This window comes from Paenibacillus silviterrae (genome assembly GCF_030167925.1).
GTDB classification, from domain to species: domain Bacteria; phylum Bacillota; class Bacilli; order Paenibacillales; family NBRC-103111; genus Paenibacillus_G; species Paenibacillus_G silviterrae.
Window position 1 is genome coordinate 1270912 of record NZ_JASKUT010000001.1, and the last position, 20472, is coordinate 1291383.

At 49.2% G+C, this 20472-nt stretch carries 18 protein-coding genes; 15 read left to right on the forward strand and 3 right to left on the reverse strand.

What is annotated here, in order from left to right:
- The first annotated feature begins 21 nt into the window (after window positions 1-21).
- The 6 genes from QMO62_RS05535 (at window position 22) to QMO62_RS05560 (ending at window position 6455) form a co-directional block, all read left to right on the forward strand.
- Window positions 22-939: an ABC transporter permease gene (locus tag QMO62_RS05535; RefSeq protein WP_284639228.1), complete on the forward strand. Its 918-nt coding sequence runs from the start codon at window positions 22-24 to the stop codon at window positions 937-939.
- Window positions 939-1736 carry an ABC transporter ATP-binding protein gene (locus tag QMO62_RS05540; protein WP_284639230.1) on the forward strand — a complete coding sequence of 266 codons (798 nt, stop codon included), beginning with the start codon at window positions 939-941 and terminating at the stop codon, window positions 1734-1736. The genes QMO62_RS05535 and QMO62_RS05540 overlap by 1 nt, the downstream gene beginning before the upstream one ends.
- A 1-nt stretch (window position 1737) precedes the next feature.
- On the forward strand, window positions 1738-2643 hold the full coding sequence (gene rarD / locus QMO62_RS05545) for an EamA family transporter RarD (RefSeq protein ID WP_284639232.1): 906 nt from the start codon (window positions 1738-1740) through the stop codon (window positions 2641-2643).
- Window positions 2644-2740: 97 nt separating this feature from the next.
- The gene (hrpB, locus tag QMO62_RS05550; protein WP_284639234.1) at window positions 2741-5227 is read left to right on the forward strand and encodes an ATP-dependent helicase HrpB; all 2487 of its coding nucleotides are present in this window, start codon (window positions 2741-2743) and stop codon (window positions 5225-5227) included.
- Window positions 5228-5304: 77 nt separating this feature from the next.
- Window positions 5305-5535: a hypothetical protein gene (locus QMO62_RS05555; RefSeq protein ID WP_284639236.1), complete on the forward strand. Its 231-nt coding sequence runs from the start codon at window positions 5305-5307 to the stop codon at window positions 5533-5535.
- 164 nt (window positions 5536-5699) lie between these two features.
- Window positions 5700-6455, forward strand: coding sequence for an IucA/IucC family C-terminal-domain containing protein (locus QMO62_RS05560; protein WP_284639238.1), 756 nt, complete (start codon window positions 5700-5702; stop codon window positions 6453-6455).
- A 201-nt stretch (window positions 6456-6656) separates the two neighbouring features.
- On the opposite strand, the gene QMO62_RS05565 is transcribed toward QMO62_RS05560, so the two are convergent.
- From QMO62_RS05565 to QMO62_RS05575, 3 genes are all read right to left on the reverse strand, one after another.
- Window positions 6657-8135, reverse strand: a complete 1479-nt coding sequence (locus QMO62_RS05565) for an oligosaccharide flippase family protein (protein ID WP_284639240.1) — start codon at window positions 8133-8135, stop codon at window positions 6657-6659.
- A gap of 208 nt (window positions 8136-8343) precedes the next feature.
- Entirely contained in the window at window positions 8344-8559 is a 216-nt protein-coding gene (locus QMO62_RS05570; protein WP_284639241.1) for a hypothetical protein, read from the reverse strand.
- Between the two features lie 153 nt (window positions 8560-8712).
- A complete protein-coding gene (locus QMO62_RS05575; protein WP_284639243.1) occupies window positions 8713-9345 on the reverse strand; it encodes a cell wall hydrolase in 633 nt (210 codons plus the stop codon).
- A gap of 246 nt (window positions 9346-9591) precedes the next feature.
- Between QMO62_RS05575 and QMO62_RS05580 the strand changes: the two genes are divergently transcribed.
- From QMO62_RS05580 to QMO62_RS05620, 9 genes are all read left to right on the forward strand, one after another.
- Entirely contained in the window at window positions 9592-10527 is a 936-nt protein-coding gene (locus tag QMO62_RS05580; protein ID WP_284639245.1) for a carbohydrate ABC transporter permease, read from the forward strand.
- Window positions 10528-10566: 39 nt separating this feature from the next.
- Entirely contained in the window at window positions 10567-11394 is an 828-nt protein-coding gene (locus QMO62_RS05585; protein ID WP_284639247.1) for a carbohydrate ABC transporter permease, read from the forward strand.
- A 67-nt stretch (window positions 11395-11461) separates the two neighbouring features.
- Window positions 11462-13252, forward strand: coding sequence for a sensor histidine kinase (locus QMO62_RS05590; RefSeq protein WP_284639249.1), 1791 nt, complete (start codon window positions 11462-11464; stop codon window positions 13250-13252).
- Window positions 13230-14837: a response regulator transcription factor gene (locus QMO62_RS05595; protein WP_284639251.1), complete on the forward strand. Its 1608-nt coding sequence runs from the start codon at window positions 13230-13232 to the stop codon at window positions 14835-14837. The genes QMO62_RS05590 and QMO62_RS05595 overlap by 23 nt, the downstream gene beginning before the upstream one ends.
- 106 nt (window positions 14838-14943) lie before the next feature.
- A complete protein-coding gene (locus QMO62_RS05600) occupies window positions 14944-16305 on the forward strand; it encodes an ABC transporter substrate-binding protein (RefSeq protein ID WP_284639253.1) in 1362 nt (453 codons plus the stop codon).
- Between the two features lie 80 nt (window positions 16306-16385).
- Window positions 16386-17408 carry a Gfo/Idh/MocA family protein gene (locus QMO62_RS05605; protein WP_284639255.1) on the forward strand — a complete coding sequence of 341 codons (1023 nt, stop codon included), beginning with the start codon at window positions 16386-16388 and terminating at the stop codon, window positions 17406-17408.
- Window positions 17405-18424 carry a Gfo/Idh/MocA family protein gene (locus tag QMO62_RS05610; RefSeq protein ID WP_284639257.1) on the forward strand — a complete coding sequence of 340 codons (1020 nt, stop codon included), beginning with the start codon at window positions 17405-17407 and terminating at the stop codon, window positions 18422-18424. The genes QMO62_RS05605 and QMO62_RS05610 overlap by 4 nt, the downstream gene beginning before the upstream one ends.
- Window positions 18421-19602, forward strand: a complete 1182-nt coding sequence (gene nagA, locus QMO62_RS05615; protein ID WP_284639259.1) for an N-acetylglucosamine-6-phosphate deacetylase — start codon at window positions 18421-18423, stop codon at window positions 19600-19602. Before QMO62_RS05610 ends, nagA begins: the two co-directional genes overlap by 4 nt.
- The gene (locus QMO62_RS05620; RefSeq protein ID WP_284639261.1) at window positions 19577-20362 is read left to right on the forward strand and encodes a glucosamine-6-phosphate deaminase; all 786 of its coding nucleotides are present in this window, start codon (window positions 19577-19579) and stop codon (window positions 20360-20362) included. Before nagA ends, QMO62_RS05620 begins: the two co-directional genes overlap by 26 nt.
- Window positions 20363-20472: the final 110 nt, after the last annotated feature.

A 20472-nucleotide genomic window follows, 5' to 3' on the forward strand; every position in this document is an offset into this window, starting at 1 on the left:
TTCTTAGGAGGGTAACAAAAGATGTTAGATGCCACGATTGGCTCCCTTGAGCTTGGATTGCTTTATGCGATCATGGCACTTGGTGTATATATAACGTTTCGTATTCTAGACTTCCCGGATTTGACCGTTGACGGCAGCTTCACCACGGGTGGCGCCATTGCGGCAGTAATGATTACGGGAGGCTCATCTCCCTTGCTGGCAACCGCTGCGGCCTTCTGCGGAGGAATCATCGCCGGGGCTTGTACAGGCCTGCTGCATACAAAGGGAAAAATCAATGCGCTTTTGTCCGGTATTCTTATGATGATTGCGCTCTACTCGATTAACCTGAGGATTATGGGGAAAAAGTCCAATATCTCCATGCTGGGCGTGGATACGCTGCTCTCCGACGCCAATGTGCTGCTGGTGATGCCGATTATCGTCCTAGTTGTGAAGCTTGGGCTCGATTGGTTCTTCCGTACGGATCTTGGCTTGGCTTTGCGTGCAACGGGCGATAACCAGCGAATGATTCGCAGCTTTGGGGTGAATACGGATTCGACCATCATCGTCGGCGTCAGTCTTTCCAACGGCTTGGTCGCGATGTCAGGTGCGCTTATTGCACAGTATTCCGCTTTTGCCGAAATTACGATGGGTGTAGGGATGATCGTGATAGGACTTGCTTCTGTTATCATCGGTGAAGCGATTTTCGGTGCAAGAACAATTGTTCGGGCTACGCTTGCCGTTATTTTCGGAGCGATTATCTACCGACTTGTGGTTGCCGTGGCGCTTCGCGTCGGCTTGGAAGCGACGGATATGAAGCTGATGACGGCTCTCATCGTTATTGTCGCTCTGATGCTGCCGATGATCAACAAATCATATAAGCAAAAGGCGCTTGTCCGCAAGCGTATGTCTCTCCTGCAGCAACCAGGCACAGATACAACCGTAGATGGGGGGACGAAGTAATGCTGGAGCTGTCCAATATTTCAAAGCTGTTTTATCCCGGTACTCCGGATGAGAAGGTAGCATTGTCCGGTATTCAGCTTCATCTGAAGGAAGCCGACTTTGTAACCGTCATCGGAAGCAACGGAGCGGGTAAATCGACACTGATGAACATCATCTCCGGCGTCATGAGGCCGGATGCCGGACAAGTTCGCATTGCCGGCAATGCGGTAGAAGCACTGCCGGAGCACCGCCGCAGTCAATGGATCGGTCGAGTGTTTCAAGATCCGATGGCAGGAACGGCTCCTACAATGACGATTATGGAAAATATGGCGATCGCGTATGCCCGCAACAAAAGCCGAGGGCTCAGCATCGGAGTTTCCAGCCGTAAGAAGGCTATGTTCCGAGAGCAGCTGAGTCGGCTGGGATTGGGGCTGGAGGATCGAATCGGCGCCAAGGTTGGACTTCTGTCCGGCGGCGAGCGGCAAGCTCTTAGTCTTCTGATGGCGACGTTCACGGAGCCGCGGATTCTGCTGCTGGATGAGCATACAGCGGCGTTGGACCCGGCCCGTGCGGAGCTGATCACGAGGCTGACGAAGCAAATCGTCCAAGAATTGAAGCTTACTACACTGATGGTCACTCATAACATGGAGCAAGCGATTCGGTTAGGGAATCGGCTCATTATGATGGATAAGGGCCGCATTATTCTGGACGTACCTGAACAGGACAAAATGGGCTTAACCGTTGAGCGGCTGTTGCATGAATTCGAGCGCATTCGCGGCGAGAAATTCGCGGATGATCGGGTCGTGCTTGGAGGGTAATATGGAAACGAATCAAACAAAAGCGGGCATCGGCTATGCTGTGCTCGCTTATCTTATTTGGGGGCTGCTGCCCTTATACTGGAAGCTCTTTGCATCCATGTCCTCTTGGGAGGTTTTGGCACACAGAGTATTATGGTCTTTCGTATTTGTTGCTTTGGTCGTCACGGTCATGAGGCGGTGGGGAGAATTGAAGGCAATGTTCGCAAGCCGAAAGGTGGTGCTTGTCGTATGCGCCAGCTCCCTTCTCATCAGCTGCAATTGGCTGATCTTCATCTGGGCGGTCAACAATGACCACGTGATTGAGAGCAGCTTAGGCTATTATATGAACCCGCTCTTCAATGTTTTGATGGGGGTGTTATTCCTGAAGGAACGTCCCCGTTTCGGACAATGGCTGGCGATTGCTCTGGCCTTTGCCGGGGTTGCCTACATGACATTAATCTACGGGAAGTTTCCGTGGATCTCCCTGACGCTCGCATTGACCTTTGGTCTATACGGGTTAACTAAGAAAAAGCTCCCCCTTGACTCGATGCTCGGTCTTGTCGGTGAAACGGTGCTTGTCCTGCCGGTTGGCTTGCTGTACCTGGGTTATATTTACATTACGGGAGCAAGCACGGTCGGTAATTTGCCGCTTTCCTCCTTGATGGCGCTGCTGCTGGCTGGAGCGGCTACAGCGGTTCCGCTTTGGGCTTTTGCTCAAGCAACCAAGAGAATGTCTCTTTCGACGCTTGGCTTCCTGCAGTATATCGGACCGACCATCACCTTGTTTTTAGGTGTTGTCGTCTTTAAGGAAGCTTTCTCGTCGGCTCATATGGTCAGCTTTTCGTTGATCTGGAGCGCACTCGTGTTATACACCATAGCCTCGAATCGCAAATCCGCCGCCGTTTCCACTCCTAACGCCGCGGCATAACCACTGACGCTGATCTACTGCCCCTGAGGCTGTTGGTCGGCGTCTTTTTGTGTTACGATGGTGGGACGGAATATTGGTAAACGGAGTGAGTACGAACATGCTGTCATTACCTATAGATGAAGTGCTGCCGCAAGTGAAAGAAGCTCTCTTGAACCATACGAGCGCTGTGCTCATAGCCGAGCCTGGGGCGGGGAAAACGACACAAGTGCCGTTGTCGCTCCTTGAGGAACCGTGGCTCCGGGGAAAACGCATCATCATGCTTGAGCCACGTCGTCTGGCCGCTCGTGCGGCGGCGCGTTACATGGCGGCAAAGCGGAAGGAGCAGGTGGGAGAAACCGTAGGGTATCGCGTACGCCTCGATACGAAGATCAGCAAGCAAACGAGAATCGAAGTGGTGACCGAAGGGGTCTTAACCCGCATGCTGCAAAATGATCCCGCCCTAGAGGGCGTAGGACTAGTCATTTTCGATGAATTTCATGAGCGCAGCCTGCACGCGGATCTCGGTTTGGCCTTTGTCCTGCAGGCACAGGCATTGCTTAGAGAGGATCTGAGGATCCTGGTCATGTCAGCCACAATGCAAGCTGAGCCGGTCGCTTCATTGCTGGGTGATGCCCCCATTCTTTCCAGTAAGGGCAGGATGTACCCGGTAGAGACGCACTATTTGTCAGCACGAACAGAAGAGAGGCTGGAGGTGCACGTGGCGGATGCCGTTCAGCGAGCGTTAGCGAACGAAGAGGGAGACATTATGGTGTTCCTTCCGGGCTCCGGTGAAATCCGAAGAACGGAAAATCAGCTTCGGGAGCGGAGACTGGGTGAACATGTGCGGATTGCGCCTTTATACGGCATTCTGCCACAGGAGCAACAAGAGCGCGCGATTGCGCCAAGTATTCCGGGTGAACGTAAAATCGTATTGGCAACCTCCATTGCGGAAACCAGTTTAACGGTAGAAGGGATCAAGGTTGTTATCGATTCCGGCTTGATGCGGGTGTCGCGATTCTCACCGAGAACAGGAATGAGCCGGCTGGATACCGTGCCTGTCTCCAAAGCATCCGCGGATCAACGGCGAGGCCGTGCAGGACGCTTAGGCCCGGGGGTATGCTACCGGCTGTGGACGAAGCAAGAGCAGGATCATTTAGCGGAGCGAAGCACACCGGAGATCCTGGATGCGGATCTGACACCGCTGCTTTTGGAATTGGCCGCATGGGGCATCACCGAGCCCTCCGAGCTCGATTGGCTGGACGTGCCCCCTGCACCGGCAGTGAACCAAGCGAGAGAGTTGTTAACCTTGCTTGGTGCGATTCGTGACGATGGAACGATAACCGATATAGGGAAACGAATGGTCGGGCTTGCTGCGCATCCGCGGTTGGCACATATGATGCTAATGGGGCAGGAGCGGGGGCTTGCCAATCTTGCTTGTGACCTAGCGGCCATCCTGAGCGATCGGGATATGTTTGGAAGCGGTCTGTCGGGAAATGCGGACCTTAGGCTGCGCGTAGAAGCTTTACGGGGGAGCGGTCCCCACCTGCGAAGCGCAGATGCTTCCGCCCGTGAAAGAATGCTGGCGGAAGCACGGGCATGGAAGAGAGAGCTTGGGAGCAGCAGTCAGGACGAGGATCACATCGATCACTGCGGGCTGTTATTAGCCTATGCTTACCCTGACCGGATTGCCCAGCGGAGGGAAACGGGCAAGTTTCTGCTCAGCAATGGAAGAGGAGCTGCTTTCGCTCAGCTTCAGCCTTTGTCCCAGGTCTCTTATCTTGTCGCTGCTCAGCTTGATGATCAAGGGGCCGATAGCCGCATTCTTCTGGCTGCGCCCGTTCAGTTAAAGGAGCTGCAGGAGAATGTATCCGACTGGATTCAGCGTGAGGAGCTTGTCAGCTGGGATTCCTCTACCGGCTCCGTCCGAGCGGTCCAAAGGGAAAAGCTCGGCTCGCTGATCCTTCGGGAAGGAAGCTTGCCTCAGGCTGATCCGGACCGTGTGGCCTCAGCATTAGTAGAGGGTATCGCCCTCGAGGGTCTGGAGCTGCTTCCATGGAACCGGGCATCCAGACAGCTTCAGCAGCGAATCCGCTTTCTACACCGATTCGATTCAGGCAGCTGGCCGGACGTCCGTGACGAAGCGCTGCTGGGGTCGCTGGAGGAGTGGCTGAAGCCGCATATTTTGGGCTTGAAGAATCGTGCTCAGCTCGAGCGTCTTAAGCTTACTGAAATACTTGAATCCATGCTTACATGGGAGCAGCGACGCCAGCTGGATTCGGAAGCGCCTACACATGTCACCGTTCCAAGCGGCTCCAGGATTGCCGTTGATTACAGCCAGGTCGAGCAGCCGGTGGTTTCCGTCAAGCTTCAGGAGGTTTTCGGATGGAAGGATACCCCCCGTTTGGCACGCGGGCGAGTGCCGGTGTTATTGCATCTGTTATCACCCGCACAACGCCCGGTTCAAGTTACTAAAGATTTAGCGAGCTTTTGGTCCAGTACCTATTTCGATGTGAAGAAGGACTTGAAGGGAAGATATCCTAAGCATTATTGGCCCGATGATCCGCTAACGGCCTTACCTACCAATCGAGTTCGTCCCAAGGTGTAAAGGACCATCAAGATGATACTTTTCCTTGATATGGATACAATAATAAAAAAGACACAATGGAAGGGTGGCGAAACGCCGTGGATCAACGCAGTCTGGAGGAGCAGCTGGCACATACGCTGCAGGAGGGCGAAATGGAGCGGGTGAATACGCAGGAGGCTGCGCGCAAGCGTCTGCCTAGACGCACAGAGGTGCGCATTCAAGCGGAGATCGATCCCGTTGTTGAAGAAACGAAGCAATATCGCAAAATGGCTCAAGAGGTTGACTCTAGATATGCCAAGTATGATGAAATGGTAAAAGATAACGAGTGAAATTTAATTACTGATATTAGTTATTAACCACATTAATCAAATTAATAACTGCAAGAGTGCGCTGGAAAAGTTCTGCTGCACTCTTTTTTATTCACGAATATGGTTGACTCTTTTGTTGAGAAGGATTATCATTGTCATGAATGTAGTGTGATGGTGGTGATAAAATGACCTTGTCATCAGAGAACAAGGAGCAATTGCGGTCAACCTTTCGAATTTTACTTACAGAAGCCCCATCCTCGTCTGAGCATGCAAGCTTACTTGCTTCGGGCGTATTAGAAGAGCTAATGCAAGCTTTTGCCGAGCAGGCTGCCGCACCCTGCGGCAAGGTTACCGGCTCGCTATGGGTGAAACGGTATTGCTCCCTGATCGCCGGGGCTTTCTATGCGTTTTCCCGTTGGGATGCGCTATTGAACTTGTCTTTTACACATCTCAGCGTTAGCCTGAACGGATCCGGTCTGCAGTTTACGCTGCCCGAAGGCTGCCTGACATATGAAGGTTCGCATGAAGAGAAGCGGGATTATTTTATACGGCATGTTTTTTACGAGCATACCGAGCCGTTGTTTGCACGAGTATCGGAACTCATGGGAATCGATCGTCCAACCTTATGGGCCACCTTGTCCTACTTGCTGGCTTATTATATGGAAGCGCCTAGCCACAGGGAAGAAGACCCCGAGCTTCAAGCACGAATTCAAGACGATTATCTGTTCATAGCGGATAAGGTAGAGGAAATTTCCGTCGATTTTCGGGCGGTTCCGTCACCTATCGACGCCAATGAAAGGATTCTAATCCGATCCAAATGCTGCTGGAGCTTCTGCCTGCCGGGGGAAGACCGGTACTGCTACACATGCCCTAGAATTACCGACGAGCGAAGAATGGAGAAGTACGTAGCGGTTCATGGTGAGGCTGCCGCGACAAAATAATAGCCTGACAGCTCGCTGGCCGCAGGCTACTTCCACAGGATGCTCAAATATATCCTGCCCACTCGATATGAACATGGTCTTCCTCTTCTTCAGCTACGTCCATAACATCTTCTTGCCCTTCCGGCTCCTCCGGCAGGGTTTCTTCATTTTCCATGGAACCTTAACCTCCTTTATTTAGCCTTGATAGAGGTATTATTTAACTTATGCCGATTTTTTATGTGTTTCCACTCGAGCTTTGGTCCGAGCTTCAATCCAAGCCGTCATTCCAACCAAGCTGATCATGGCTATGACGACGAATACGGGAAATCCGCTCCCGGTATAATGACCTATTTCCAATAAGATTCCCATAAGAGCTGATGGCAGCAGCGGTTCCCCGTAAGCTTCCCACCAATCCAGCGTAAAGCTCTCCAAGTAGAAAAACCAAATCATCGACAAAGCTGATATTGCCCAGCCGCCCGTATAAATCCAAACGGCTAGAACCGGGTTATTAGAAGCAATGAGCGGTACCAAGGTAATGACGAAAATACCGGCTACGATCATGACCCAGAAGTTAGCTTTGGTTCGGCCGATCCCGGCGAGAATATTGCCTCCCAGTCTGCTGACGGAGGAGAAGAATACACCAAGTGCCAAAAGCCGGATATAGATGGCCGATTCGCCGGTTGCATATTCCGCGCCGAACAGAAATCCGTTAATTTGATCGGGGTACATACAGATCAACAGCGTCAGCGGGTATAAAATAATATTGTTATAGCGGATACAGAGCGTCCCCCTGCGCTTGCTCTCCTGGAGATTTTGCGAGCTTTCGGCAACGAAGGGAAAGGTGACGATCATAAACGCCCAGGTTACGATTCCTATAAACCCCGTAATTCTAGAGGCATTAGCCAGGTGACCGACGGCAACAACCGATGTCGAACCGATCATCATCACCAGAAACGGCTGCTGGAACGCTTTCGCAATGTTTCCCGCCCATAAAGGTACGCCGTATTTCATCATCTCCCTCAGCTCGGAAGGGGGCAGCGGGCCAAACCATCGGGGCCGATGGACCGCATGGACTCTCCAGCTGGTGATCATAGCTGTCAGGACGGCGCCGATCCCCATCCAGAAGGAAATCCCCCAGAGCACATCATGATCCCCGAATAGCGGCCAAAGGACTCCGGCAATAGTACCGAGTGTGGAGAAGGTTGTCATAATAACCATAAAAACCGCTTGCGTGGCAAAGTTTCGGTTACCGGAGAAGGAGGATACCCCCATATTGACTATGGAGTTAAATATAAACATGATGGACCCCAGCACAAGAGCTGTCTGTAGGGCAGGGAGCCGATACACGCTAGCCAGCAAAGGGGAAAGGGCAGCCACAATAAAACTGATTACGATGCCAAAGAAGGTACTTCCCGCCAAGGCATAACGAAATTTATTTTGCACGGCTTCCTGCGTATTTGTCGAAAAGGTATACACCAAGGCAGAGTTAAACCCGACGTTAAGAAATAGCCCGATCATGCCGTATATTTGGAGGAGCAGGTTTACTTCCCCGAATTGAACCGGATCGTTGACCATCCTGGCAATGATAATACTGCCTACGGTTTGGAGCAATTGATTGATGAATAAGCCAATGACAATAATGGATACATTGCGAAGTAAAAATCGTTGATGCTCGTTGAAATGATGCCATAATTTTTGCATTTGTGCGGCCACCTTCTTGTTGAAGCGATTCTCGGCTGATTGATTGAAGCACCGGAGCTTATTTATGATGATTTATCGTACCAGACGGATGACCAGGTGACAATGATCATATTTTGCGCTTTCCCATGGAAAAAAGCTTACCGTGATGTCTGAACACAGACAACGATAAGCTTTTACATTGAGGGGGAGTAGACCTATTTGAAATTCATTACTTTGTAAGCTCTTTTCTCCAAAAATCAATTACAGAATGATTCGGTAAATGCACGGAAGCCCAAATATTACGACGTTGAAAGCCCATGCCTTCCATAAAATGTACCGTTGTTCCCACATCGGCATTATCGACCCTCAGTTCCATTGAAACCGCATGGCTCATTATAAATGTTAATTGTTTCAATTGATCAGGTTCCATTTCAGAATGAACCAAGAACTATCACTCCTTGCCTTGAATTAGACATAAAGCCGTTGAAAAAATGATTCCCTTAATTTCCGAAACGGATTCTTTCTAATTGAAATACCAATAAGCACTTAGACCAATGAGTCAAAGCGCTTATTTTGTGAAAAGATATATATGAACGGGTTACACATAGAAGGTATGGTTGCCTATAGTAACCGTTGGTTTCGCATTTTTGTTAGGGTGCCGCTCTGCAATGTCCATATTGGCAAAATAAAGCGCCCCATCCGTGGGATCGTTGCCGTTGATGGCTTCTTTGGCCGCGTCATAGGCGGAATCAACGGGCTGCTTGTCAATTTCCCCATTGCGGACAGGCTGAAACTGTCCTTTCGCATAAATCACATCGTGAATAGAGCTTCCAAAATTGTTTTCTACTCTGTTTAAAACAACGGCCGCTACAGCGACTTGTCCTTGATACGGTTCGCCTTTGGCTTCCGCACTGACAATTCTCGCGAGCAAATCAATTTCTTCATCCGAAATTCCAGCATTTTCAGACGTAGCGGCAGGCGCCAGTGTTGCCGGTTCAGGCTCGGGCTGCTTAGTAGAAGCTTCCATTGCCTTGAAGGCTGTAGCTTCTGAGCCTAGCTGATCCATGATCACTTGCGTATCGCTTTCCGTTTGAATAGCTTCAACACTTACCGTAGAAGGTGATGGCTGAATCGTATTCTCATACCCTGTAGAATTTGCTTTATTCGCAACTACAAGAGCGTTGGAAAGGATTAAGGCAAGCAGGGATGTTACTGCTGCTGCTTTTCTCACTTTCTCACCGTCCTATTCGTTTTGAAAAAACCTTCTCATAGAGTAGGATTTACTTTTCATCGAAATATTATAGCTGAACCACGGGCGGTTTGCCATATGGAAATAGTGGAAATGTGCACTGTGAAGCAATTCAAAACGTGTATATTTTTATTATTATTTATAGATTTCCCTCATTTATTTTACGACTCTCCAACGGTACTATGTGGTTACAACCAAATTGCATATAACCTAATGGGAGTGAAATGAATGGCAGAACGAACATGGATGACCGAAAAAAAGCAAACGAATTCAAAAGCCGCCCGAAGCTTTAGCAGATTTAAAGAACCCCTATGGGGCTATGTGTTTATCTCTCCATGGTTGATAGGTCTATTCCTACTAACCGTCGGGCCGATGTCCCAATCCTTTTATTTATCGTTAACGGAATATAATTTGCTGGAGCTGCCGGTTTGGGTCGGGCTTGAGAATTACAAAGAAATTGTAACGGAGGACCAAGTGTTTCGCAAGGCGCTTCAAGTGACGCTCACCTATGTGGTGCTGTCGGTTCCTTTAAAGCTGTTTTTCGCATTAATGGTAGCCATGCTTTTATTTAAAGGCATTCGCGGCATGTCCCTGTTTCGAGCTATATTCTACTTGCCCTCCCTTGTCGGCGGCAGTGTGGCCATTGCAGCAATATGGAGAAACCTGTTCGGCATGGATGGCTTTCTTAACAAATTCATCGGTATGTTTGGACTTGAGGGGTTGGATTGGATCAATACTCCTGGGACGGCATTATACACTTTAGTGGCGCTGGCCGTATGGCAGTTCGGTTCCTCCATGGTGATCTTCTTAGCCGGCTTAAAGCAAATTCCACGTGATCTTTATGAGTCGGCTTCCGTCGACGGAGCATCGAAATTTCGTTCCTTCTTCTCCATTACACTGCCGATGCTGACGCCGATTATTTTGTTCAACCTTGTGATGCAAATGATCGGAAGCTTTCAGATGTTTACCCAAGCGTTCGTAGTTACCAAGGGCGGTCCTATTCATTCTACGCTTGTATACGCTCTGTATTTGTACCAAAAAGCATTTGCTTACTTTACGATGGGCTACGCCAGCGCACTTGCATGGGTGCTGCTCTTGATTATCGGTCTATTTACAGCACTGGTGTTCTGGTCGTCCAAAAGGTGGGTTCACTATGAAAACTGAAGTAACGGTGATTGTAAATATCGGTGGGGTGGATAAAATATGAGACAAACCAGACTAATTCATTACAGTTCCTTAATCATCGGCAGTATCATTATGATATACCCCATTTTTTGGTTAATTAGTAACGCTCTGAAATCCAATGAAGAAATACCGAAATCCAACCTCATTCCGTCAAAGTTTCGTTGGGAAAACTTCTCGGACGGGTGGTTTGCCATCCCAGACTTCAGCTTCGCGCACTTCTTTTATAACTCCCTGTTCATTGCTGTACTTTCTGTGATCGGAACCATCCTATCAAGCGCATTCGTCGCGTTTGGTTTTGCCAGGCTGAGCTTCCCTTTGAAGAGCATGTGGTTTGGCATCTTGATGCTGACGTTGATGCTGCCGACTCAGGTAACGCTAGTACCACAGTATATTTTGTTTAAATACTTCGGATGGGTAGGGACCACGCTTCCCCTGATTATTCCGCATTATCTCGCAGTAAGCCCGTTCTTTGTATTCTTAATGATTCAATTTATCCGCGGCATCCCGAAGGATCTTGACGAATCCGCGAAGATCGACGGGTGCAGCACGCTCGGCATTGCTTTTAGAATTGTACTTCCCTTGTGCACACCGGCCTTTATTACGACGGCTATCTTCAACTTCATCTGGACCTGGGACGACTTTCTCGGACAAATGATCTATTTAACGGATACGGAAAAATATACGGTCCCACTGGCGTTGCGTTTATTCCTAGATAATACATCCGTGGTGACCTGGGGGCCAATGTATGCCATGTCCCTGCTGTCAGTGCTTCCTTGCTTCATCATTTTCCTTGTCGCACAAAAATACTTTGTGGAAGGAATCAGTACGACGGGCATTAAAGGGTGATGGTTTACAAGCTTGTTGAAAGGTCTTATGCTAAAGGGAATATGCTGACAACAGGCGGTAGTTCCGAATGAAAAATCCATTTAAAACGTTCTCATTTCAAGTGACCTTTTTTACTTCTTTTATCATTCTATCCGCTTTGTTAATATCCGTTCTCGGAATTACGAGCTATTACATTACGAATCAGGAGGTCGTTCAGCAGACTATCTCTTCAAGAAAGCTTTTGCTGGGCGAGATTAACAAGCAGCTCGATTATCAGCTCCAATCGGTCGAATACGATTCCTTAGTTTTGGCCAGCAATCCCAAGCTAATCAACTACCTGCAGCTTAACGAAAATTCGTTCGAGCGGATCGGCCAAAACTCGGACATGATCGATTTGCTCAGCCGGCAAAGTTATGTGAAGGAAGGAATTCAATCCGTTCAGCTGTATGGCAAAGATTCGTCAGTGAACATTCATGTTGCCTCAAGCGGCGTGTACGACTACCGAATTTTGCAGAACAGCTCCTGGTTTCATCAAATTAAAGACGCTGATTATTGCTGGATCGGCATCCATGAGCTTGAGGTGCCCAGCTATCCGGTTGATGAACGGATGGTCGTTAGCTTTGCAAGAAAGGTTCTTTCGACCTCGGGCAAGGAAGTGGGCGTGCTTGTAATCAATATGAAAGCTTCTTTTATTCAAAAGCTGACCGCCAGCAGTGCATCAGAGGCGATGCGCTTCCTTTTGGACACGAATCACAGGCTGATTGTCCAATTCGATGGGATTCAGCGGCCTTCCATTCCTTATGAAAACATAAAAGCTGCGATAACAGTCATTCTTGACGAAACCGGTTCCTCTGACGAGCAGGCTGCAATCACTCATTTACTAGATGAGAAGAGCTTGGTCATATGGAATAAACAGCAAAGAACGTCTTGGGTTACTATGGATATTATTCGATGGGAAGACATTACGAGAGGCAGTCGCCGAATCGAGAAAGTAATCATAGCTGCAGCTGCTTTATGCATTCTGATTGCGGTGGTCATGGCTTATTTCTTATCCAAACAATTCGCTGCTCCGATTCGGAAGCTGATTCAGAGCATGAAATTGCTGAAGCTCGGCAGATGGGATGTACTCATCAAGAACGAGTACCACAATGAGTTCGGACATTTGAACGAGAACTTTAACCAGATGGCCGTGCGCATTGATCAATTGATTGCCCAGGTGAACGAGCAGAACCGCCGGAAACGTGAAGCGGAAATTCAAGTACTGCAAGAGCAAATCAACCCTCATTTTATATACAATACCCTGGATATCATGAACTGGCATGCGATTGAATCGGGTGCCCACGGGGTCAGTCATATGCTTTCTTTACTTGGCAAAATGCTGCGAATCGGCCTTTCCAGTGGTGCCTCCTTTATCAAGGTGCAGCGGGAGATGGAGCATCTGCATTGTTACGCTGAGCTGCAAAAAATCCGGTATCAGCAGCAAATCCAATTTATCATATCCGTTCCCGAAACGTTACATCATTATTATATTCCTAAGCTGATCATACAACCGTTTGTGGAGAACTCGCTCCTTCATGGACTGCATTCGAGCGACAGCGGCATGATTCGAATTTCCGGATGGGAAGACGAGAATAGCTTGTATTTTGTCATCGAAGATGACGGAGAAGGAATGGACGTGGAAGCGGGTCTGCATCGAGAACACAACGGGATTCGTAATGTGCATGAACGAATTCAGCTTTATTTTGGTGAAAAGTATGGTGTGGAAATCTCAAGCCTGCTGAATCATGGAACCAAAGTCACCGTATCGCTGCCGAAGGTATTATCGGAGCCAGAAAATCAACCGGAGGGGAACACCCATGATGAAAGCCGTTATTATTGATGACGATATAACTACGATTCAGGGATTGACCCGCTCCGTAAGATGGAGCGACTTTGGAATCCAGGTGGTAGGAACCGCCAAGAACGGGAAGGACGGTCTAGAGCAAATTCGGCTGCATCGACCTGATATAATATTAACCGATATCTTTATGCCCGTGATGGATGGCATCGAAATGCTTAAGGCTATCCGAGAAGAAGGTAATCACGCGGAAGTGATTATCTTAAGCGGTTATGAGGATTTTAAATATGCACAATCCGCTGTGAAGCTCAAGGTGAACGATTATTTATCCAAACCGGCTACACTGGAAGAGATCGAACGTGTGTTAAAGGAAACGGTGGACAAACTCAATCTGAAGGAGCAATCAGATAAGGTTGATAAAGAACTTAGGGAGCTGTTGGAATACAACCTGCCTACGACTAGACAGCAGCTGTTGAAGGGCCTGCTAGAGCCTGAGTTTTGCCACTCGGCGTTTTTCCGTAAAGTGTCCGATTATTTGAAAATGGACTTTACAAATCAATGCTTTACCGTTGTGCTGATCGAATTTTTCATCAACCGAGAACGCACCTCCTACAAGCCGAGTGAATTGGCACTGTTTGCCTATGCCGTCAAAAATATCGTGGATGAGCTGTCGCAAAATAAAAAAGGGGTCTATGTGGCGGACATACAGAGAAACGTTATTACCGTGATCGTTTCGACGCCCGCGCACATGAAAAATGAGTATGCAAAGCGCTGCGCTATACAAGCGGCTATGGAGTTTCTGGAACACATCCAATCGTATTTAAAGCTGAAGGTATGGGCTTCGGTCGGCATGGTCGCTGATGACGTCAAGGATATTCCCAAGTCCTATTCTGTCGCTGTCGATTTGCTTGCTGAGCGGGTAAGGGTATCGGACAAGCAGCTGATCACGGGAGAGGATGTACTAGAAAAAGGGAAGGCTGCTTCACGACGCCCGATGGAATGCTATCAAGCCATTGCCGACGCTGTCATTCTGGGGCAGGAAGACCTGGTGGAGGAGAGAATCAACGAATTGACGAAAGCGCTTCATCATGAGCCTGCCCCCAGTATTAACGTACTTAGGGAATTTGCTATTGATATCGTAGGGATTATTGCTCTCGGATTGCACGACCACGGCTTGCAAATCGAAGACATTCACTCTGAATTTAATGTATATAGGGAGCTCGAGCGGCTTTATAGTATTCAGGATTTTGCAGCGTGGCTGCGAGAGCTTCTCATTCCAATCAGCGAGGTCATGAACCGAAGGGGATCCCAGAAGCATAGGAAAACCATTGATTTCATTATGCGTTATGTGCAAGAGCACTACGCTGAAGAAATTACGCTGGACGTCATAGCCGAGAAGGTATACTTGACGCGAAATTACTTGAGCCAAATCTTCAAGCAGGAAACCGGGGAGAACTATAACAATTACTTGACGCGTATCCGTATGGATAAAGCCAAGGAGCTAATGCTGTCTGGAAACTATAAAATATTTGAAATCTCCCAAATGGTCGGGTATAAGAACAATGCTTATTTCAGTCAGCTCTTCAAAAAGCATACAGGGCTGAATCCTTCCGAATTCAACAATTAAGAGCGTATATTCTTAGTATATTTTATAGATTTCTCTTATTTTGATACAAATCCGAAAATCCTATAATGACATTGTAAGTAAGTAAAAAACAAGGGGTGTATCGACTATGGCAAGGCATCATTTTACGGGCCGCAGATTTTTAACCTCGGTTCTCACTTTGACCCTCTTTGGAGGAATTGCGGCCGGTTGTGTTCCTACGGAGAAGAAAACGACCGGACAATCGGCTTCAGGTACAAAAGACAAGCAGGCCAAGAGCTCTCAAAACGTGGAGCTGCGCTTCGCGTGGTGGGGCAGTCAGGGGAGACATGATCGAACCTTGAAGGTGATTGAGAAGTTTCAACAGCTTCATCCGAACATCAAAATCAAGCCGGAGTATTCGGCGTTCGACGGCTATTGGGAAAAGCTGTCCACGCAGGTGGCAGGCAGCAACACGCCTGACATTATGCAGATGAGCATTTTGTATATCAAGGAGTACTCGGATCGAGGGGTACTAGGCGATCTTACGCCTTACACCGGCAAGGAAATTCAAGTAGCGGAGCTGAATGCGGATGTTCTTAGAAATCAGGGAACGGTAGGCGGCAAGCTAACCGGATTGCCCGTCTCCGATAACGCGGCTGTCCTGATTTACAATAAGGAAATGTACAAACAGGCTGGAGTAGAGCCGCCGAAGCTGGATATGACCTGGAAAGACTATTTCGATAAAGCGCGAGAAATGAAAGCGAAGCTAGGCGATAAAGTATACGGTGCGTTCGATATGTCAACCTCGATGGAAGCCTATATGTATTATTTGTTCTCTACGGGGGACACGCTCTACAAGAACAATCGGATCGGCTATAACGATCAAAGCTTCAAGAATTGGCTTAAGATGTGGGACGACGCCCGTAAGGAAGGAATCATACCGCCGGCGACTGTGACGGCTTCGTTCCTGCCGATTGGCAATGCAGACCCTAATAAGGATGCTTTGATGAAAGGCAATGTGCCGATAATGGGACCACAGTTCACGGCAACGTTCCCTGCATACGAGAACATAATGAAAGACAAGATCGACATGGTACCTATTCCCAGGGATCAAAAAACGGGAAGTGCCATCCTTCCTGCGATGTTTCTTTCTACGTCGGCACAAACGAAACATCCGAAGGAAGCGGCAATGTTCCTTGACTTCTTCCTGAATTCTAAGGAAGCGGCAGACATTTTGGAAATGGAGAGAGGGCTGCCGGAAAACAAGAAGATTCTGGAATATCTTACTCCTAAATTCACCGATCGCGATAAGAAGATGGTTGCCATGCTGCAGCACATCACTAGCATCCAGCCGTCCATGTATGATGGAGGACCGAAGGGCACAGGAGAAGTAACGAAGTTGTTCGAACAAACGGTACAAAAACAACAGTTCGGTAAATTGACAATTGATGAAGCGGTCGCGGAATTCCGCAAGGAAGCTGACAAAGTATTCGAAAAGAACAACAATTAAGGGTATAGCTTGACTACAGAGGGCCGCTTTTGAGCGGGCTTCTGCATTTTGTACCCTAGTACAGAAAGGAATGAAGCATTGTGAGCACAGGCAAGTTTTCGATTATCGGTTGTCAGCATGCACATATTGGCATATTTATCGGGGAAATGTTAGAGCTTGGCTATAGCTGTTGCGGCATTTATGAAAAGGAAAACCATGAGTTAGCCCGCAGCATCGCTGAAAAATTCGGCATCCCCTTAGTGGAGGATATAGAAGCATTGCTGGATAAAAGCGTTACAATCGTTGGCTGCGCCTCGATTAACGAAGAGAAAATAGACGTGATCGAATTGTGCGAAAGCCGTGGCAAGCACGTCATGATCGATAAACCAGCGGTAACCAGCGCTGACGGGCTTGAACGGCTGAAGGCCGTTATTGAGAGAGAACGCATTCAAATCGGCATGCTGCTTACAGAGCGGTTTCATCCCGCCGTTTACACCTTGAAGCAGCATATCGACCAAGGCCTCCTAGGTGATATCGTTTCAGTCGGCATGCGCAAGCCTCACCGATTGGATGCGGAGAAGCGCCCGGAATGGTTCTTCTCCAAGCAGCAATCCGGTGGTATCTTGATCGATCTGCTCGTTCACGATTTCGATCTGCTTCGTTGGTTTACCGGCAAAGAAATCAGAACGATGGACGGCTATATCGGGAAGACAATCTTACCTGAGCACCCAACCTTCTATAATTCGGTGAGTGTCCAAGTCGTTATGCAAGACTGCATCGTTGGCCAGCTTTATGCCGACTGGCATACGCCGAACGGAAGCTGGACGTGGGGAGACGGGCGCATTTTTGTGACAGGTACGGAAGGCTTCGCCGAGCTGCGTCTCGCCGGCGATCCGTTGGTCCGAGAGGAAGCCCTGATGATTCAAGTAAGCCATAAGGAACCGACGGCGCTCGTTCCTTTGCAGCAGCCTGCTTGGACCATAACGGAGGATTTCATCCGACGGATAGAAGGCAGACCATCGATTTTAAGCCATCATGACATCGCAAAATCCTGCGAGGCCACCATCGCTGCGGACGCACTTGTAACCTGCTTACACATGAACGAAAAGGAGCAACAGCAATGAGTGAAATCAATAAAACCAAATTTGCCATTGTCGGTTGCGGCGTGATTGCAGAGGTGCATGCCAATGCCATTCGCGAGGTGGTGGAGGCCGAGCTGATCGCCGTTTACGACAAGGACCCTGTTAAGGGGAAAACCTTTGCCGACAAGCATGGCGCCATGCCATATCAGCAGCTGGAGGAGATGCTCAGGAATGAAGAGATCGAAGTGGTATGCATCTGCACGCCAAGCGCTCTTCACCCTGAACAAACGATACTGGCAGCCCAAGCGGGTAAGCATGTGGTCGTCGAGAAGCCAATGGCGATTCAGCTCGCTGACGCTCATCGAATGATTCGCGAGTGCAGGGAAAAGGGCGTGCTGCTGTCTACCATTTTTCCTCGCCGCATGTCGCCGGTTGCGCAGTTTGCCAAAAACTTTATCGAAAGCGGCGGATTGGGGAAACTGAGCCTGTGCGACGCCTATGTGAAAATCTATCGCAGCCAGCAGTACTATGACAGTGCCGGCTGGAGAGGGACATGGGAAATGGACGGCGGCGGAGCCATGATGAATCAAGGCATTCACACCGTTGACCTGCTGCAGTGGCTTGCAGGTCCTGTCACATCGTTGTACGGCCGGACGAAGACGCTGCTCAGAACGATTGAAGTGGAAGATACTGCCGTTTCCTTACTCACCTTTCGGAACGGGGCGATGGGGGTAATGGAGATCACGACGACCGTGCAGCCGGACCTAGGTCAACGTCTAGAGATTCATGGGGAAAAGGGTACATTGATTATCAAAGAAGACGATATCGAACTCCTGAAGGTGAATGGGGAAGAGGTGCGGATTCCCGCATTCGAGCCCTTCAGCGTGATTCCTGACGGACATCGCATGCAGCTGCGGGATATGGCTCTTGCCGTGAAGCAGAAGCGTACACCGATCGTGTCAGGCGAAGAAGGTATTCATTCACTTGAAATCATTCTCGGAACGTACGAATCTTCGAGGCTTCAAAGCGAAGTCATTCTAGGAAGCGGGAGCCTATGAAGCTGCGGGGTAAACGATTTGATACCTATGAATCGGTTGAAGTCGACATCTGTGACGGGTTGGTCACTTCCATCAAGCGAATGGAGGGGGAGGCTGAAGGGCTGCCTTGGCTTTCTCCCGGTTGGATCGACCTGCAGGTGAATGGCTTTAACGGGTTTGACTTTAATGGGGAGACTACCTCAGTTATGGATGTAACGGGAGTCACGGATGCCTTGCTGATGAAAGGGGTGACCGGTTATTTACCGACGGTCATAACAGGCAGCTATGAGCGAATTCGGCAGGCGATGACGGCGATCTCCGATGCCTGCGGCCAGTACCCTCATGTGAATCGGTCTGTGCTTGGTATTCATTTGGAGGGTCCGTATATTTCGGCTGAGGACGGTCCGCGCGGAGCGCATGATATAGCGTATGTAAGAGATCCGGATTGGCAGGAGTTTCTCGAATGGCAGGAGGCATCAGGGAATCGTATTCGGCTTGTGACGGTAGCGCCGGAAAGAAAGGGGGCTATCCCCTTTATCAAGAAGCTGAAGCAGGCTGGTATTGCAGTGAGCATAGGCCATACTAACGCCAAACCAGTTGAGATAGAGCAGGCAGTTGAAGCAGGTGCAACCTTGTCTACGCACCTCGGCAACGCGGCGCATCCGTTTCTGCCTAGACATCCCAATTACATTTGGGATCAATTGGCGGAAGACCGGCTGTGCGCCACCTTTATCGCAGACGGACATCACTTGCGTGCGCCGGTATTGAAAGCCATGTTGAGAGCTAAGCGCGACAAGTTTATTTTGGTCAGCGACAGTGTCAAATTCGGAGGAATGAAGCCAGGACGGTATTCCAGTGTGATTGGAAACATGGTCGAGCTTCATTCTGACGGTAAGCTTACGCCGGTTGAGAATCCATTGATTCTGGCAGGCTCGGCGCTAGCATTGGATGTGGGCGTCGCTAACGCCGTATGCTTAGCCGGGATTACGTTGACGGAGGCGGTGGAGGCTGTTACGGCTCGCCCGGCTCAGGCGCTCGGTTTACCGGTAACGTGTTGGCTGCAACAGGGGAATATGGCGAATTTCACCTTGTTTAAGGGCCCTGACGAAGCGGGGACTCTGCAAGTAGTAACGACGGTAATTGGTGAAGATCATTGGGAGGAGAAGGGACGACATGACTATATTCATAACCCCAGATAAAAGATTGACGGTTGACAAGCTGCAAGTCCAAGTCTACCCTGGACGCCGCGAGCTTGGTATATCCGCTGCCCAAGAGGCAGCGGAGGCTATCCGTGAACGATTGCGAGAGCAGGATCGAGTACGTATCGTGTTTGCAGCGGCTCCATCGCAGAATGAATTTCTCGAGCAGCTGTGCCGTGAGGAAGGGATTGACTGGAGCCGAATTACGGCGTTTCATATGGACGAATACATTGGCTTGCGGAAAGGTGCGGCACAGCGATTCTCCGAATTTTTAAACAGAAATATATTCGATAAGGTATGTCCGGGCACAGTACATCTAATTGACGGCAGTGAAGATGTAGAAGCGGAATGCCGAAGGTATGCGGAGCTGATTCAGGAAGCGCCAATTGATATCGTTTGTCTCGGTATCGGGGAGAACGGACACATCGCCTTCAACGATCCTCCCGTTGCTGATTTTGCAGACCCGGAGACGATCAAGCCGGTTCCGCTTGAGGAAGCGTGCCGACTGCAGCAAGTGAACGACGGATGCTTCCCGGATTTGAGTGCGGTCCCGACACACGCCATTACGCTGACGATCCCGGCGCTAATGTCTGGTACAAGGCTGTTCTGCATGGTGCCGGGTCCAACCAAGCGTCAAGCAGTACGCAATACGCTAACTCAACCTGTATCGACTGCGTGTCCGGCTACGATTCTTCGCAGCCATCCAAACTGTACGTTATATGTGGACGTTGAATCGTACGACGACGGAGAACTGGTTTAAAAAAGAAAAAGCCCCCCCTAAAGATATTATAACCTTTGGGGGGAAAGCGGTTCAGGGCACATAAATGGAACATTGCCGTTGTGTCCTATAATATATATTATGTAACCTAA

Bases quoted from the DNA above. Each gene is read 5' to 3' on its own strand.
- QMO62_RS05535 (WP_284639228.1), top strand. From the start codon at position 22: ATGTTAGATGCCACGATTGGCTCCCTTGAGCTTGGATTGCTTTATGCG.
- QMO62_RS05540 (WP_284639230.1), top strand. From the start codon at position 939: ATGCTGGAGCTGTCCAATATTTCAAAGCTGTTTTATCCCGGTACTCCG.
- rarD (WP_284639232.1), top strand. From the start codon at position 1,738: ATGGAAACGAATCAAACAAAAGCGGGCATCGGCTATGCTGTGCTCGCT.
- hrpB (WP_284639234.1), top strand. From the start codon at position 2,741: ATGCTGTCATTACCTATAGATGAAGTGCTGCCGCAAGTGAAAGAAGCT.
- QMO62_RS05560 (WP_284639238.1), top strand. From the start codon at position 5,700: ATGACCTTGTCATCAGAGAACAAGGAGCAATTGCGGTCAACCTTTCGA.
- QMO62_RS05565 (WP_284639240.1), bottom strand. From the start codon at position 8,135: ATGCAAAAATTATGGCATCATTTCAACGAGCATCAACGATTTTTACTT.
- QMO62_RS05580 (WP_284639245.1), top strand. From the start codon at position 9,592: ATGGCAGAACGAACATGGATGACCGAAAAAAAGCAAACGAATTCAAAA.
- QMO62_RS05585 (WP_284639247.1), top strand. From the start codon at position 10,567: ATGAGACAAACCAGACTAATTCATTACAGTTCCTTAATCATCGGCAGT.
- QMO62_RS05590 (WP_284639249.1), top strand. From the start codon at position 11,462: ATGAAAAATCCATTTAAAACGTTCTCATTTCAAGTGACCTTTTTTACT.
- QMO62_RS05595 (WP_284639251.1), top strand. From the start codon at position 13,230: ATGATGAAAGCCGTTATTATTGATGACGATATAACTACGATTCAGGGA.
- QMO62_RS05600 (WP_284639253.1), top strand. From the start codon at position 14,944: ATGGCAAGGCATCATTTTACGGGCCGCAGATTTTTAACCTCGGTTCTC.
- QMO62_RS05610 (WP_284639257.1), top strand. From the start codon at position 17,405: ATGAGTGAAATCAATAAAACCAAATTTGCCATTGTCGGTTGCGGCGTG.
- nagA (WP_284639259.1), top strand. From the start codon at position 18,421: ATGAAGCTGCGGGGTAAACGATTTGATACCTATGAATCGGTTGAAGTC.
- QMO62_RS05620 (WP_284639261.1), top strand. From the start codon at position 19,577: ATGACTATATTCATAACCCCAGATAAAAGATTGACGGTTGACAAGCTG.